At 45.1% G+C, this 16,581-nt stretch carries 8 protein-coding genes; all 8 read right to left on the bottom strand.

Translation table 11 applies throughout. The annotated features are described in order from the left end of the window. Window positions 1–4 precede the first annotated feature (4 nt). Window positions 5–3,205 carry a SusC/RagA family TonB-linked outer membrane protein gene (locus tag C5749_RS12285; RefSeq protein ID WP_105726438.1) on the bottom strand — a complete coding sequence of 1,067 codons (3,201 nt, stop codon included), beginning with the start codon at window positions 3,203–3,205 and terminating at the stop codon, window positions 5–7. 9 nt (window positions 3,206–3,214) lie between these two features. Continuing rightward, complete coding sequence (locus tag C5749_RS12280) at window positions 3,215–4,663, bottom strand: fasciclin domain-containing protein (RefSeq protein WP_105726436.1); 1,449 nt, start codon at window positions 4,661–4,663, stop codon at window positions 3,215–3,217. A 75-nt stretch (window positions 4,664–4,738) separates the two neighbouring features. Continuing rightward, window positions 4,739–5,197 (bottom strand): hypothetical protein, encoded by a 459-nt coding sequence (locus C5749_RS12275; RefSeq protein ID WP_105726434.1) that lies wholly within the window; start codon window positions 5,195–5,197, stop codon window positions 4,739–4,741. A gap of 87 nt (window positions 5,198–5,284) precedes the next feature. Beyond that, entirely contained in the window at window positions 5,285–6,964 is a 1,680-nt protein-coding gene (locus C5749_RS12270) for a fasciclin domain-containing protein (RefSeq protein ID WP_105726432.1), read from the bottom strand. Further along, window positions 6,954–8,456, bottom strand: coding sequence for a RagB/SusD family nutrient uptake outer membrane protein (locus C5749_RS12265; RefSeq protein ID WP_105726430.1), 1,503 nt, complete (start codon window positions 8,454–8,456; stop codon window positions 6,954–6,956). Before C5749_RS12265 ends, C5749_RS12270 begins: the two co-directional genes overlap by 11 nt. A 16-nt stretch (window positions 8,457–8,472) precedes the next feature. Further along, entirely contained in the window at window positions 8,473–11,745 is a 3,273-nt protein-coding gene (locus C5749_RS12260; RefSeq protein WP_105726428.1) for a SusC/RagA family TonB-linked outer membrane protein, read from the bottom strand. 9 nt (window positions 11,746–11,754) lie between these two features. Beyond that, window positions 11,755–13,983, bottom strand: a complete 2,229-nt coding sequence (locus C5749_RS12255) for a fasciclin domain-containing protein (protein WP_105726426.1) — start codon at window positions 13,981–13,983, stop codon at window positions 11,755–11,757. A gap of 439 nt (window positions 13,984–14,422) precedes the next feature. Continuing rightward, on the bottom strand, window positions 14,423–16,579 hold the full coding sequence (locus C5749_RS12250; RefSeq protein ID WP_181151398.1) for a RagB/SusD family nutrient uptake outer membrane protein: 2,157 nt from the start codon (window positions 16,577–16,579) through the stop codon (window positions 14,423–14,425). Between the last annotated feature and the right edge of the window lie 2 nt (window positions 16,580–16,581).

Raw genomic sequence — 16,581 nt, 5'->3', positions numbered from 1 at the left:
TATATTAAAACCCAGCCTTAATTCCTACTTGTATTGTTCTGAACTGTGGCGTCATCCCGATATCGATCCCTTGGCTGTAGATCGAGCTGTTAGCACTAAATTCAGGGTCGTAACCCAAATATTTAGATATCGTAAACACGTTGTTGACCGTCAGAAAAGCATCAAATGATTTCAGGATATCGTGATTGACCGGTACATGGTAACCAAAATTAATCGTACGTAATCGCAAGTAAGAACCGTCTTCTATCCAGCGATCAGAAAATTCAGCATTGTTAAGCGGGTCACCCCAGTTGGCTCTCGGCATATTCGTCTGTTGCCCTTCCTCCTTCCAGCGGTAATTCGCGGCGATACTCTGGTTATGGTAGGAGGATACATTTTCTAAACGGTGCCGTGTAGCATTGTAAACATCGTTACCCAACGAGTAAGTAAACAGCGCATGTAATGAAAAACGCTTGTAGCGGAATGTTGTGTTTAATGAGCCAAACCAATCCGGATTCGGGTTGCCAATAACCACCCTGTCCTTTTCATCGATAATATTGTCACCATTTTGATCCACAAAATGTACATCTCCAGCTTCAAAAGGCAACAAACTACCATCCGTTAAACGTCTGCTCAAACCAGTATTCGCGGCATCCCGTGCGGTCGCAAATACGCCATAGCTCTGTAGACCATAAAACTGGTTCGCTGCGCCCCCTTCCGTTGTGATCATCCGGGCACCGTAGTAAGTTGTTTCAAACGCACCGCCCGGCAGCGTCAAGACTTTATTCCGATAGGTCGCCAGTTGTAGCCCCATATCCCACTTCATGTTCGGTTTGTTGATCAAACGACCTGTGATGTTCAGATCTAAACCGTTGTTTTGCATCGTTGCGCCATTCGTAAATGCCAAACTCATACCTGTCTGTGCCGATAGGGCCTGATAGGTAATCATATCCTTAAACCGGTGATTGTACAAATCGACCGATATATTTACCCGTTCTTTGGCCAACGATAGATCCAGTCCCAAATTGGTTTTGAAAGCGCGTTCCCATTGTAATGCTGGGTTTCCAATATTTCCCCGGATGAGCCCCTGTACGCCTAGAAAATTCTGAGAAATATAATAGGTGCGGGCCGCATAGTCGCCGATATCGTCATTACCCGATACGCCATAGGAAGCACGCAATTTAAAGAGATTGATCGCGTCCGCACGGAAGAAGTCCTCGGCTGAAACCACCCAGGCCGCGTGAAGTGCTGTATTGAGCGCGAAAGCATCTTTTCCTAGCTTCAGGGCTCCTTTACTAGCTCCTGTCCCAAAACGCGAGGAACCATCCAACGCGGCATCCCAGCGCAATAGGTAGCGTTCTTTATAAGCATAATCATGCGACATGTAGGCATTTACCCAGTTGGCGTTTCCAAATCCACCCCGGATCTGTCGTAGCAGGTTACTTCCCCCCGATACATTTACATAATTGTCGTTTGCTGTATTGAAAGCCAGACCATAATCATATTCTGCATTGCGCTGTTGTACACGGAAACCAATCCGGTTGCTTAACCGATGATCAGGTCCGAATGTATTGTTGGCACTCAAATAGGTATCGTTAAATAATGAAAAGAGTTTTCGGTTCTGTATACCCGCTTCATTTCGTATCTCCGCCGTCGGCTGGTCGTCAGAAAACACACCCAATTCCGGCAAGAAAAAGTTCTCCCGACCTTTATCGTATACCAAGCCCGCTACGGTACGCAAGGCGTAACGCTCATTAAACTGATAGTTGAAATGTAGGTTTCCGACGAAACGGTAACTCTGGTTGTGTCCGATAGTGTTCTCGCTGACCAACACCGCTGGATTACTCTGTTTGAAAACATCGATATCAGCAAAGACCGGAGACTGGTTGCCCAGTTCGTCAAAACCATAAGGTGCCAAAAACGGCGATTTAACCAATGCCTGATACAAGGGACTGGAATGTGAATCCACACCCTGATTTCGTATATCATGTCGGTTATAGAAAAAAGAAAGGTTGCTCTGTACCGTAAACTTCTCCGATAAGGTGAGATCTCCGTTCAAGCGCATGTTGTAGCGGGTCAGGTTATCGTATTTCAGTACGCCCCGATCATTCGTATAACCTGCTGACAGTGCATATTGTGCTATATTATCTCCTCCTGCTACTTTCAGATAGTAATTTTGGTTGATGCTGTGATCCATCACTTCCGATTGCCAGTCGGTTTCGTTCAAATAGGCAAATCGCTCGGTATTTTCAGCGTCTAGCCGGTAGTACGGCAATCGCGCTATAGAATCAGCTCCTAAACCCTGCGTACTCAATAATTCCGACAAGTAACTTCTATAGCCTCTACTGTCCATCATCGGCAGGTTTTTCGGTTTGTTGTTGAAACCGGTCGTTGCTAGAAAATCAATCCGCGTGGCCAGCTCTTTCGCACGGGCGGTAGTAATAAAGATGACCCCGTTACTACCCTTGGTGCCATACAACGCCGATCCATCTTTTAACACGGATATGTTATCGATATCTTTTACATCGATGTTCGCCAGTCCCGACTCGCTGTAATTGGCGAGTAGCTCCGCACTATAATCCTCATCATCGTAAAGGACACCATCCACGACCAGCAGTGGTTTGGATGTACCATAGAACGAATTGATACCCCGAAGGGTCAGATTTGCACCAGCATTGGTCGTACCTGAATTACGCACCACATTCAAGCCGGCAATTTTTCCTTGCAGAAATTGTGCGGTGTTATCATTAGAAGTCGTTTTCCACTGGTATTTCCCTAAATCGACCGTTTGCACCGCCGCAGCCTGCGACAGGACACTCTGTTTCTCATTAAACAAGATTGCTTCCTGACGGATCGGATTATAGGCTTCCTCATACAACCAGATCTCCAAATTGGATTCTCCGGTCTTCGCAAACACGATCTTCTCCTGAAAACCGGGCGCATTAATGGTTATTTTAGCCGTCGACGAGGGTAGCTTAAGGGAAAACGTACCGTCATCTTTGGTAATAGCTGCCGAAAATCCGATCACTTGCACATTGGCGCCGACTACCGGGGCGCCGCTATCTGCTGCCCGGACCGTTCCAGAGACCCTTAACTCTTGCTCGGAACCCGTTGTTATCTCCAGTTTTACGGACGGTGCCACCGACCGTGCCTGCAACAACCCGGTCGACATGCAAGTAGCTAACGCAGCACTTCCGATAAATAGTTTATATATCAATTGCATCATCTAATTGGTTTAGTTGGTTTTTAGTTTCGGCACAAAGCGTAAGTAATCCAATACCAATGTATTTTCCCCGTGTGTGGCAGTTCCCATGGCTCGCAATATCGGGACAATCCGATTGTAGTCTGCCAAATGGAATTCCCCCAGATAGACCTCGCTATAATTATTTTGCTCCACATTGGTATACGGAAATACATAAATGGACTCTCTGACTTCCTGATCAGGATTCTCTTCGCTCGGACGCGTGTCAAACTCGAAAATCCCGACCTGCTGCTGGAATACATTGGCCTGCACGTCATTCAATGCCCGCCAGTATACATCATAAGTTGTGCTATACATCCGGGGGGTCTGATATGCCACCTGCAGACTGGAAACCCCATGGTTTTGTACCATGATATCGGTAAAAAGTTCACCAAAAGGATCTTTGCGTACCCGGTGGAATGTTCTGTTCGCGACCGAGGCCGAAAAGCCCCAGGGTTCCTCTCCTTCTATATAAATATCCACGAGTTTATTGGGAATAGGCAATGTTGGTCTATCTAAATAATGAATCCAACCGTTGCTCAACCGTACGGAACGGCTAATGGCTGACCGATCTACCGGAAATGGCACATTGGATCTGCTGATCAGCATCGCAGGCAGATTGTCTCTATCGTACGCTTGGTCAAACAGCATATCCTTTAAGATATGATACTGACTAATGGCATAAGAGGAATCCGCATGATTGCGGTAGTTTACATAAGGAAGGAAATGCTGTGCTTCCGCTGTAAAATCCCCATCATTCAATACGAAATAGGTGAAGCGTTTAGTCTCGTCCCGTACATCGCCTACTTCGCTCAGAAATTCGTTATTCAAATAATAGTCTTCGGGATCTTCAACCACCGCTGTATCATGCAGGTTGTAATCATTCAAATGCAGGATAAAAGCATTTTGCTGTTCATCCTTATGCGCATTCATATACTCCCAAAGGCTCTGTCGAGGTGTCAAAACTTCAGTAATGACATGGTAGATCCCGTCGGCGCCTGCTTGGTCTGTTTTCGTAAAGGCGGCACCATCGATCTCGCCGTTCACGAAGTCAAGTATTTTACCGCTGAGCATGGTCAGACGCACGGTATCCGCCGAGGCATTCAGTCGGTGTGTCGATACAGCTATGTGGTTTTTTACAAAGCGTTCCAACGCTTCCGCATCATTTTGCAGGGAAGACGCTACAGCTTGTACGCGACTATTTTCCGGCGCGAAAACCGTATAGGCATTGTTGCCGTTTAGCAACTCATCTACTCCCGAAGCCCGTAGCAGCTTCAGGAATTCGCTGGATTCGGGTTCTTTTTCTAGCCGCTCCAACAAAGGTTCGTTCGTCAGTCCCTCGTTATCCCGAGCATGTTCATCCCAGGGATCGGAGCAGCTAATCTGCAACAATAGGACACAAAGCAGTCCTATTATCGGGGTTAGTATATGGTATTTTCTCATTATCTTATATTTCTTATTATTAAGTCAATTGGAAAGCATATATGTGTTCCAACTATATCACACCATTTATGAGACCTAATCTGGATAATAGGTAGAATAAATATCAAAATACCTAATCATCCAATTTGGTTCTAAACTTAAATAACCGACGATTGCTGCAAATGGCTTAGGTTCATCATAATTAAGGTAAATACTCCCTGAAAATGTCTTCGCTCCTAAGTTATAAGGTTGATAATAATAATCCCACCATGCCGGTTCGGTGGTTGGTTCATCTAAAGAAGCTGACACAACAACTTCATATATACTTCCAATAACGTGCGGATTTATGTTAACTTCATATTGTAATGTACGGCCATCACTTAACAATTCATACGACCCAGATATAATACCGTCACCAGAATCGAACACTAACTTAGTATCATCAGAGTAGGTTACGTAATTACTGGGGTAACCACCGTACCATTCAATACGTTGCCCGAAACATATATTACTTAATATTAATATGGATGCGATTGTTAAAAGTATTGTTTTCATAATATGTGTTGTATAATGTTAATATTCTATTTCTTTAATCTCCCAAGTCATGATATGTAAACTTGGGAGAGTCTTCATCATTAAGGTTTACGGATAAACGGCATTGCCCTGTTCGTCGAATTGCGGATATATTTGCTCTTGGTCTATCGGGATAAATTGAATGAAATCAAGGTGAAGTTCCCCTCTTTCGTTAGTTTGGCTTTCAAAGCGTAATGTCTGTCTATCTGTTATCTCAATATCCACGATACCGACCATCTTACAATTGTAATTATTACTGGAAGCGGCAATATGCTTTTTATATCCTAACGCCTCCAATTCTCGATCGGGTAAGGTTCTTATCCTATATTCTTGAATGGCTAAGGATCGTGAAAGCTTCTCTCCATTGATATAGGTGTCAATAGTATTTCCTCTTCCGTTATTCGAGATTGTTCGCCACCCCACCCAAACCTTATAGCGTCCACGTACGACCACGGGTGTTTTAAATTCAATCCACGGGATTGTCGAACTATTGTTTCTTAGTGCTATTTCTAAGCGATCTCCAAAAACGGCTCCCCCAAAACTACCTCCGGATGTTCCCCAATATCGAATTACCCTATTATCTGCACCACCCCATGTCACGTCACGAAGGAAACCTTTCGAGATAACCAAATCACTTCTCCCGTAAGCTCCTGCTACACGGATTTCCGGTTGATCCGCCGGATCCCAATCCACGCGGAAAGGTTGCCGTTGTTTAATATAGATGTCGTCTTTGATATAGTGCAAGACACCATTGACCGTCGTATTATCGCTGGCCTGGCGATCTACTTCGGCACCTTCTTCCAGCTCGCCTAACCAGATTTCTTCATTCAATAATATTTTCTCTCGATCCACTTTCACCAGCAAAACTTCCCGCGGTACTTTTGTCGTATGCGAGCTGGAGAATGCCAGGTCGGATATATATTTCAAGTCTGGTAAAACATGATACGCCATGTGCATATACAAGCTATCTTCTGGATTTTTCGGGTTTCCGGTATGATTGTACTTTTCGACTAAATCCTGTACCGTATTGAAACCTCGTTGAGCAAAAGCCGTGTTGCTCACGGCAAGCACAGAGAAATACTGTTCGGCGACCCGTTGATTGAGCACCGCATCCAAACCGGTCAGGTGCAAGGCCTCGGCAAATAGACTTAAATTCTGGTCGGCTTCAATTTCCTCCATCACCGTATTTGTCACCTTTGTAAATACCTTATCGACACCATGCACCATGCCATTTCCCGTTCGGATATTTGGCATAATGATCTTTGATTCCTTATTCAAGACGAAATAGGACTCCCCCTCTATATTTTGTACAGCAGTCGTGATAAACATTCCAAAAACCGAGTTACGTTGAATCTTGCCATCCCGAAACTGCCCGGTAGAAACGGTATCCTGCACAATGTGTAGATTGACTAAATCTTTAACATCCGCCTCGGAGAGATCGCCTATACGGCTTTTACCCTCGCTTTGTAAAAAAGCTTGCATAGCACTGTTATTTGGTGCAAAGACCGTATACGTCCCCCAAGCATCTAAATACGAAGATGCACCTGCCAGCTTAATTGCTTCAGCAAAGAGGCTGTAATCTTCATGTTCCGCTAAAAAGCGGTTGATATTCGGACGGGTATCCGTTGTTTCCGTAAAATTTTCCTTCGTACAGGAAAACGGCAACCAAAGTACTGCTGCCAGCAACAGCAGACCTATTATGTGGTATATCTTTCTCGCTTTCATCACTGTTATGTCTTTAGTTTCCATAAAAAGGGTTTTGTTGCAATACACCGCCACTACGTTGGATCTCGATAAAATAAATTGGAAGATAATGGCTATCTACATCACGGTATTTGCCCAACATGGCCTGTTGCCTATCTGCCGGCGCATAATTCAAGACCATACTGGTAATCAAATCGATCCGTTGGTAGTTGTTTCGGCGCGCATTGCGCAACACATCAAACCAACGCTTGCCTTCGTATGCAAATTCCCGGGCACGTTCCTCGACGATAAACGTGGTGATGCCCTGCTGGTCATCTGGGGCGGGATCTAAATCAGTACCTTGCATCGCATTTCCACGTTCCCGAATCATGTAAATCAAGTCTAGGGCCTCCTGCCCCCGGTTCAGGCCATTTAGTGCTTCTGCTTTCATCAGGAGTACATCCGCATAGCGGTAAACCATCCAATGCGTATAGGATTCTTCCAGCGACTTGGTCTGCGTACGGTTTAGGCCATGGTACTTGTAGATCATATTGGTCGCGGTTGACAATGCACCCCGATCGCCGCGCACGTCAAAGTTTGTCGGATCCGCAGCATCAAATTGGAATAAATCTTCATATACATGCTGTCCGGCTGTGTAAAGGGCATTCAATCGGAATAAAGCATAAAAAGGATTCAGTTGCTGCCGGTCATACTGCAATTCAAAAATGCCTTCGACAGAGTTACCCTGTCCAAAAAGCTGGTTCAACCAAGTTGATGGATCGCCTGGTACCAGCTCATATATGCCGGCATCGATAATTTTATCGCAGGCATCTGCCGCTTTTTGAAATTCATCTTGCCACAGATAGGCATCCGCCAGCAGCGCGTTGACCGCATAACGGGTTATTTTACCTTTATCTGCAGCGTTGTTACCAAACGTTTCACGCACCATCGGTTCCGCACGAACCAAGTCGTCTACTGCCGCTTGCAGTACTGCTGCCTGCGGCGATTTCGCGATAGACACCAAATCTTCGTCTGACGCCGTATACGTTAACTTAATCGGTACATCACCCCAGATACGCGCCAAATTAAGATACATCCAAGCCCGGATTGCCAAGGCCTCACCTACATAAGCATCTAGATCTGCTTGTGTAAACGTTGGATCAACTTCTCTGACGGCTGGCGCGTTGTCGATGACGTTATTGCAGTAGTTAATAATCTTATAGAACATCCCCCAATTGCTGAACAAATTGGTTGGCAGCATATCGGCAAAACGGTATTCGGTATACGTCTGTGGAGCGAATGTACTGATATCGACCATATCGGTACGGATCTCGGCATGCATAAACAGCTCCTGACTAAGGTGTCGATTGCCATAGATCGGTGTTATCAAGGATATATACAGTCCATTGACCGCAGCCCGTACCTGTTCTTTCGTCTTCCAATAGTCTTCGGCCACTACACCCTCTTGTGGCTTGAGCTCTAACCATTTATTACAGGAACTGAAACTCAGCAAGGCAAGTGCTAGGACGGAAATTGATTTTTTGAATATATGTATCATCACTATCTCTTCTAGGTTAAAAACTTGTCGATAAACCAAATGTAAAGCGCATCGTTGGTGGTGTCCGAGAGTTATCCCGTGCCACTCCGAAAATCCCTTTTTCCATATTCACTTCCGGATCCTGTCCGAGGTAACGCGTCCAAGTATAGAAGTTTTCGCCTGTTACGTATAAACGCAGATTACTCATGCCTATACGATCGATCATACTGCCTCGATTAAAGGTATAACTAACGGTAGCCGAGCGAAAACGCAGAAATGACGCATCCTGAACATACCGGTCCGATCCCAACCAGTTATATCCCATACCCATCAGTGCACGCGGCATATCCGTCACGTCACCCTCTTTCCGCCAGCGGCGTAATACAGCGGTAGACTGATTATCATAGTTCGTCATCTTTGTGGTATGCATCAATGCATCGTTAATGGCTTCATACCCTAGACGGAAGTTGAAAAACAGGTTAATCCGCAAACTATTCTTAATCGTAATCGATGGGCCGAATCCGCCGGTAAACTTCGGATTGGAATTGCCCAGGTAAACGATATCCCGCTCGTCTATACTGCCGTCGTTGTTGATGTCGGCATATTTTGCATCCCCCGGCTGGAATACGTAGTCTGTATACGGGTAATTAAACCGCATATACACGGGTTCGCCGTCCGGACCATAAATAGCCTGTCCGTTGGCATCTTTTGCAATGGTTTCCTCTAATGTGGAATACACCCCTTCGTACCGATAGCCGTAAAAAGAACCAATGGGATTATTAATCCGCAGATACCGCTTATAATCACCATTTACGGTTCCTGTACCAGATTCGTTCACAAAAAACTCCGGCACCTCGCGGACTACATTCAGGTTCCGAGCGATATTGAAAGCAAAATCGACCATTAGATTTTTCGAACGGTACGGAGTCGCATGAAGGTTAAGTTCCCACCCTTGATTGTCCATCACGCCATAATTGAGCCAGATACTTTCGAATCCAGAGGTGTTGGGCACGCCCAAGTCATCGAATAGCATATCGGTGGTGCGGTTGCGGTAAAACTCCATATCCAAACGGAAACGACGTTTCCACATTTCCAGATTTAGTCCCACATTGGCTCCCTTCACCCGTTCAAATTTCAGGTTTCTATACGCCATATTCGCCGGGACCGTCCCTGCCTCGCCTAAATAAGTCTGATCATAGCTGTTAATATTGCTGTAAAAGAGGTAATCGTAACGGGGTGCTTTCCCCGAATGCCCGTAACTTGCACGGAAACTCAACTCATCAATAAAGGGTAAGTTTTCCATAAAGCGTTCACCTGAAACACGCCAGCGTGTAGAAATGGACGGAAAATAGCCGTAACGATAGTTTGCTCCGAATTTAGAGTTCCCGTCCCCCCGTATACCCACATTCACGATATAACGGTCCAAGAACTTATATTGCGTACTAAATACACCGCCAATCGAACGCGATTGTCCTTCTCCTCCCCGCAATGCTAATTCATTATTCTGTGTTCGGCCTGGATTCGATGGATCGGTCAATAAGGTAGAAGCTGTATTCGATATCATCGATTCATAACTCAACCCACGAAAATCGTCTGTCTGCCAAGAAAACAACATCTGCAAATCATGTTTCATTTTATCACCGAGATTGGGTGTATAAATCAGATTTGCTTTCGTTTGCATTCGAAAATCATCGCGATCGGATTCCCCCGCACGGTTCACGACCGTCTCCGTATAGGGTCTACCGGTTGCTAGTTGCGGTAAGAAATTGTTTACCCGTGTGTTGTTCATATCAAACATCACACTCAAGTCCGAAAACAATATCCCTCTAATCAGTTCATAGCGTAAATTAAAGGTCGGTGTAATCCGTTCCCCCATGTGCTTGTTGTATGCATATTCAGCCATTGCCGCGGGACTATAAGTGCCGGGATAGACCCCCTGAATATTCCGGTCTGGCGAAAAGTACACCGGCATGATATTGCCGTAGGGATCGTATTCCCATAAACTCATATTGGGCATCTTGACATACGCCGCTCCACGGATATTATCCTGATTATCTCTGGAATTGACGTAATTCCGATCAGTCACCGTATGGGTATACGCGATGTCTGTACGGAATTTAATCCGCTCCGAGATATCGTAGTCCAGGTTCAGCCTAGCTGCTATCCGGCTCAAACCTGTCCCGACGGTCACGCCGCGCTGTCCCAAGTAACTCACCGAAGAATAATATCTGGCTTTCTCGCCCCCGCCCTGTATCGAAAAGGTATGATCATTGGACAAGCCGGTTTGGTTAATTGCGTTTATCCAGTCTGTATTCTGGCTGTAATTATGATAGTAATAAACGTCTCCTGGATCGTACTGAAACTCCTTACTGGCTAATGTGTTTAAAGGAAGCCCTGTACGGTTCATATACATTTCTGGGATCAAGGAAGAATATTGATCGCCACTGAGCAGCGGGATCGCACTTGGCACCGAGGAAAGCGCCCCACGAAACGAGTAGCCCATCCGCGGCTTCGACATGGTACCTCGCTTGGTTGTAATCAATAGCACACCATTGGAACCTCTAGCACCCCACATAGCCGTTGCAGCAGCATCCTTTAACACCGAGATAGTTTCTATATCCGCTGGAGCAACATTCAATAACTGCGCATACGCATCTTCATCCGCTGCCCCAAAGTTAAAATCCCCAGGAATTTCTGTCTCGTAGGGCATGCCATCGACCACAATCAAGGGTTCCGCGCTACCGCTTAAGGAGGAGGTACCCCGTATACGGATCGACATCCCCGAGCCCGGATCGCCGGAATTGGCAGCAATATCGACTCCCGGCAAGCGTCCCTGCAAAGCTTCGTCTATTGAGCTTGATTGCATCTCCTGCAACACACTCGCGTTTATTGTGGCGGTCGCCGTGGTTAAATCCCGGGCGGATATATTTAATAAACCTGTGTTGGGTTGTACTCCTCCAGTCCCCGTTACAACCACCTCTTCAATCTGGCTATCGCTCGTGCTCAACTGCATGTCGATTTGGTTTCTACTATTGATGCGTACCACCTGCGCGTTATAACTGATAAATGAAAAATTCAGGCGATTCAAGGCCGTAGTAACCGCTAAGGCGTAATTACCTTCGATATCTGTTGTTGTTGCCGATACGGTACGATTGTCGGTACTCAGCTCAGAAACCGTAACGCCCGCCAAAGGCTGTTTAGATGTTGCATCGACCACTTTTCCACGCACAATATGTTGCGCGAAAGCGGTATGCCCTATGCAGCAGATCCAAAACAACAGAAACGAAGAACGATATATTAATTGTCTCATAATTTGGATTTAATTGTTGTAATTTAGATATCCATTTAATTCATGTAATACGATACGATCGCTCAAGTATAAATCCGGATTGTAAACGCTAGGTATCGTCCTTCCCTTCCGGTCGATAAATCGTAAGTTCCCGACAGCATTCGACACATTGACCGTTTGCGATTCATCGTTTTCGTCTTTCATCAACGTAATAGCGGATAGAATATCTTGGTTACCATCAGCGGCAACATTGACATTGGTCAGGATATGGTATTTAATAAAGTTCTCTATCTGGAATTTACCGACGATATCGCCCGTTGCTGGATCAGCCGGCAAGACGCCGTCATCTATAGCCTGCTGTACCGCATCGTTATTTGGCATTAATAAGGTATATAGGCTTCCTCCCGCCACCCCGGTAATTACCCGATCGTTTGCTACGTAAAGCGGTGATCTTAAGACATACTCCCAGAACCGGCTAACATTAGGGTTCTCCGTCGCCACACGAGCCATGGCTTCACCCGCTGTTTCATTCGAGAATTCCAACAGATTGTTTACGTAATATACCCGTCCATTATTCCCAAATTTTGCTGTTCCAACAATCTGTACCGGCTCTTGTAAGCGTTCGTTGCCGGCAGCGTAAATATTCCCGTTATTCCATTTAATAAATTCACCTGGCAGTGCCCGATCCCCTGTTTGGATAAAACCTTGTGTATTATTAATATTTGCCAGTTCATCATTGGGTGTTTCTATAATATGGCTATAGAGCAAGCGCGCTAGACGGGTCTGTGTCTGACCATGTCCCATCGTATTCCCATTACGGTCTATCCATGACCACTCGTTCAAGCGTTCGTTATAGGAATAACCTAATCTATTCAACAGACTGTTGGAAAACAAAAACAGTGTAAACTTCGTTCCTGGATTGATAACAAGCCGTTTGTGTTCGCGCTCCAACAGCATTAACATCAGCGAATATTCGGGATCTAAAATCACATGTTTATATACCGTATTGAACAAATCAGATTCCTGTATCTTACTCGTCCCATAAAAGAATCCGTTGCTTACCATTTGTTTGTCGGTAATATCGGCTTTGGTAAAGCGGGCCGGTTCTTCATGTAGGTTGGTTTTTGTGGAGAACTGACTGGGCCATACGGCACTTTGCCACAACATGGTGTTGATGAAATCTGCCATCACCCCTTTGGGAACTCGATTCAGTGTTCTGTAATGTTCTAGAAACACGTTGCGTATCCAGGGCTCTATGACATCATTGGTGGGAATAAACATACTATAACCATCTTGCTGTCCGTCATTGTCCTCCTCCTTGAGAAAGTTCTCATTGTTAGGCGAAAAGGCTAACAGTGGATCATAGACTTTGATGTATACCTCTTCTACTTGGCCTGTCCGATATTCGTAAGTTTTACTCGCTGTAGGACTGTATTCGTATGTCACGAAAAACTGGTTTAAAATGGAATCGCGGAAAAAGCTGTATTCATCATTTTCGCGCAGATACTGATCTAAACTCGGACGGGGTAATGTCACTACATCCACTTCATGTATCACCCCGTTTTCGGCAATAATATCGGCTTTCGCGACCGAACCGCCCATGAAATGGAAGTTAGAAGTTGGTGTCGATGGGTAAAAGAAATTATAATCATCAGCCGTGAGGCTATTAAACTGCCTATACTTTTCGTGGAAATAGGTTACATATTTATTATTGTTGTCGCCGTCTACATAATAGGGTGTTCCAAAGTTGACCGTTACATTATTTCGGTTCGAAGCCCCTACGACGATCTCCCTTTCCGTGCCATTAATCTTCACTTTCTCTTTCCGAAAACCATCATAATAGGCCGTGCGCCTCCGGAATCCCAAACCTTCTTGCCAGCCCAGATTGGATTGGTAATCCGATATACGATTGGTCTGAAAAGCATTGTAAATTAATGCGTAACGAACAATCTGCTCGGCAATGGCGTCTGGCACCTGTTCTATTGTCGCATAGTTGTGCTCTTGCAAAAACCGATTGACCGCGTCGTCATTTGGTGCAAAAAGTGTCCAATACCCAGCCTGATTGAGCGTCTGCATATAGCCCGCTTTTTCGATTAGACGGCGGAAATGGGAAAATCTTCCTTCTTCCTCCAGGCGGGTATATATCGGCGATTCCAAATCGTCCGGGCGGCTGTAGTAGTCATCGAAAGCTTCTTTCCGACAGCTAAGGCAAAATGCCGTAAACAGCCCCAATAAAAAGATTAATTTGTAAAAACGCATACCATAGTTTTATAGGTTTATCAAAATTTAAGTTCTACTACCGTAGATTAGTTTTTCGTATTTGGCTGACGCCGTTACCGCGTAGGCTTTGCGCACGCTGTCGTTAGCGCAAATGTCTTCCATGTCAGTATGTCTTGTCATCCTGTTTTAGGTCCGTGCCTCGACTCGGTCAACATGTTATTTAATTACTTGTTCGGTTTTTAGTATAGTCTATCTTATATGCTTTTTTTTCCTAATTATTGCTTATTGTTAGTACTTCGGTTTTTAATTGTTTTATATATCAAATATATTACATCGGTTCTGATATGGCAACCTGCGGCATCCTGTGCGCGTAAATGTCCTGCACCGTCATCAGCCCCCCTGCAAAATATCGAATCAATAAAAAAGCTGTCCTATTTACGCGCGTAAATAGGACAGCTCTATGTCTAAAGGTTAATGATTAATATCCGGGATTTTGATAAGCTTTTCGAGCAGCTTCGTCCAACGGCGTACCATTTTCATCCGTAAGCCGAACTAAAAAAGCATTCGGCCACGGTCTAAATGTATGGTGTTTCTGCATCTGTCCTTTTCCGTTTCCATCCTGACCGTTTCCGTTGGCCGGATTGCTTGCAACAGGCCACAACCCCATCCGATCTGAAGCCATCTGGTTATAATGCACCGTACGTTCATATAGGATACCGGCATTATGTAAATCTTCCCAAGCCAGTCCCTCAGATAAAAATTCCCTTGCTTTTTCGTTATAGATGAAATGAACAAACATGTCTGCTTTTGACGTAACAGTCGGTATATAGTTTTCTCTTTGAGCTTCCGGTGTACCCGGCGTGAAATGGTTTTGCGATACCATGATCTTATCAAATGTAGTAGAAACACTTTGATATGGTGCTTGCCGCTCGATTTCTGTTAGCTCTTGCGCTTGAGACTCCCATTCAACAAGGGGTTGCGGGCGGGGCTCCCCAGCCTTAAATGCAGCACGCCGACGTATGACGTTGATATCCGCTACAGCCAATCCGTAATCGCCTTTACGGCCATACGCCTCAGCGCGAATTAAAAATGTTTCCGCCAAACGCATTAAAATCGCATCTCGGGTACCTTGTTCACTATTAAAATTAGATTCATCTGAACTTCCTCCACGCAAAGGATCCACGTGTTTCTTCGAAGAAAGATAAGGAGCCGGTGCTCCGGTGGCGAGTCCCAGATTAGAGCCATCAATAAATAGTCTATAGTAGTATTTTCCTGTCACCGCAGAGCGCACCCATCGAACGATGAACTGATACGGTTGACTATGGACCATGGCCGAATCGAGTGCGGTTTCTTTCGTATTTTCCACATAAATAATAGCTCGTTGATTTTCTTTAATACGTTTTTCTCCCGCCGAGACCGTAGGTGCGTCGGCAGGTTTATTCGTGTTCCACCAATTGGCCGCAGCACCATTCCAAGTATACGAACTACTTGTGGCATTGGGCATGTTGCTGATATACTCATGACGGAATGTTTTACTGTAACGCGAATCATACATTCTATCTTTAAAGTTGTCATATCCCCAATCGGTAGGTTTAAATGTACCAAATGGTCGACCGTAGAGCATGGATCGCTGTACACCTGACTGGTTAGTATAATTCCCGGTATGATAATTTACCGATCTGTTGCCAAAGCGCGTATGGGTAGTAGGATTGACATCAAACTGTGCGGACCATAAAATTTCTGGATGCGGATTCTTTTCTGCTACAGCTGGGTCAAACAACGTCCAATAATCTGGAGCAAGACCACCTTCTCCTCCGGCCAGATTGATCACCTCGCTGGCAAAATAAATACAGGAATCCAAGTCCGTACTGACGTTGCCTTTATATAACATAGTTAGGGAGCTTTCCGAACTCAATTGAAATCCCGCTGCTTGTGCACGATTAAGGTAAACCTTGGCCAAAAAATGTCCCGCTGCTAGCTTAGTAATGCGGCCCTGATCCGATTGCAATGGCGGGAGTTGCTCATAAGCAAAGCGCACATCGGTAATAATCTGCTTATAAATATCCTCTAAGCTTGCTTTTGGATAATAATAAATACCATCGTCCTCTCGTCGTGCATTAAGGAGCAAAGGAACATCGCCCAACTGATTAGAAATCAAATAATAGGCCCATGCACGCAAAAAACGAACTTCTGCTTTTCTGTTGTTTCGGAATGTCTCATCAGAGCCAAATTTGCCGGGAGCGACCTGATCGATCTGCTCAAGTGCCAAGTTACAGTTATTGATATGCGGATAGGCTCCCATAGCAGCAAAGTTACTATTTACCTCTCCTAGAAAGTTATTGATATTGCCTGCAATACGGCTGACATCGGTACCGTATTCAGCACTGGCGTACCGGGCTACAGGCGCGGAAGCCGTTTGATACGTATCCGTTTCCGCCTCAATAAGCCGGGCTCCACTGCCGTCCCATTCGTGTTTATTTCTAGCGTATACGTACAGCCCATTAATGAGCGCTTCCAATCCGCCCTCATCGTTATAAAAATCCTGCGTTAAACTGGAAACCTGCCGTTCATCCAAAAAGTCTTTACAGGAAACAAACATGCTGCCTATTAATAATCCGATTATATATTTTTTCATGA

The sequence above is a fragment of the Sphingobacterium gobiense genome (genome assembly GCF_002980575.1).
GTDB classification, from domain to species: domain Bacteria; phylum Bacteroidota; class Bacteroidia; order Sphingobacteriales; family Sphingobacteriaceae; genus Sphingobacterium; species Sphingobacterium gobiense.
This window is presented reverse-complemented; position numbering and strand designations above follow the sequence as displayed.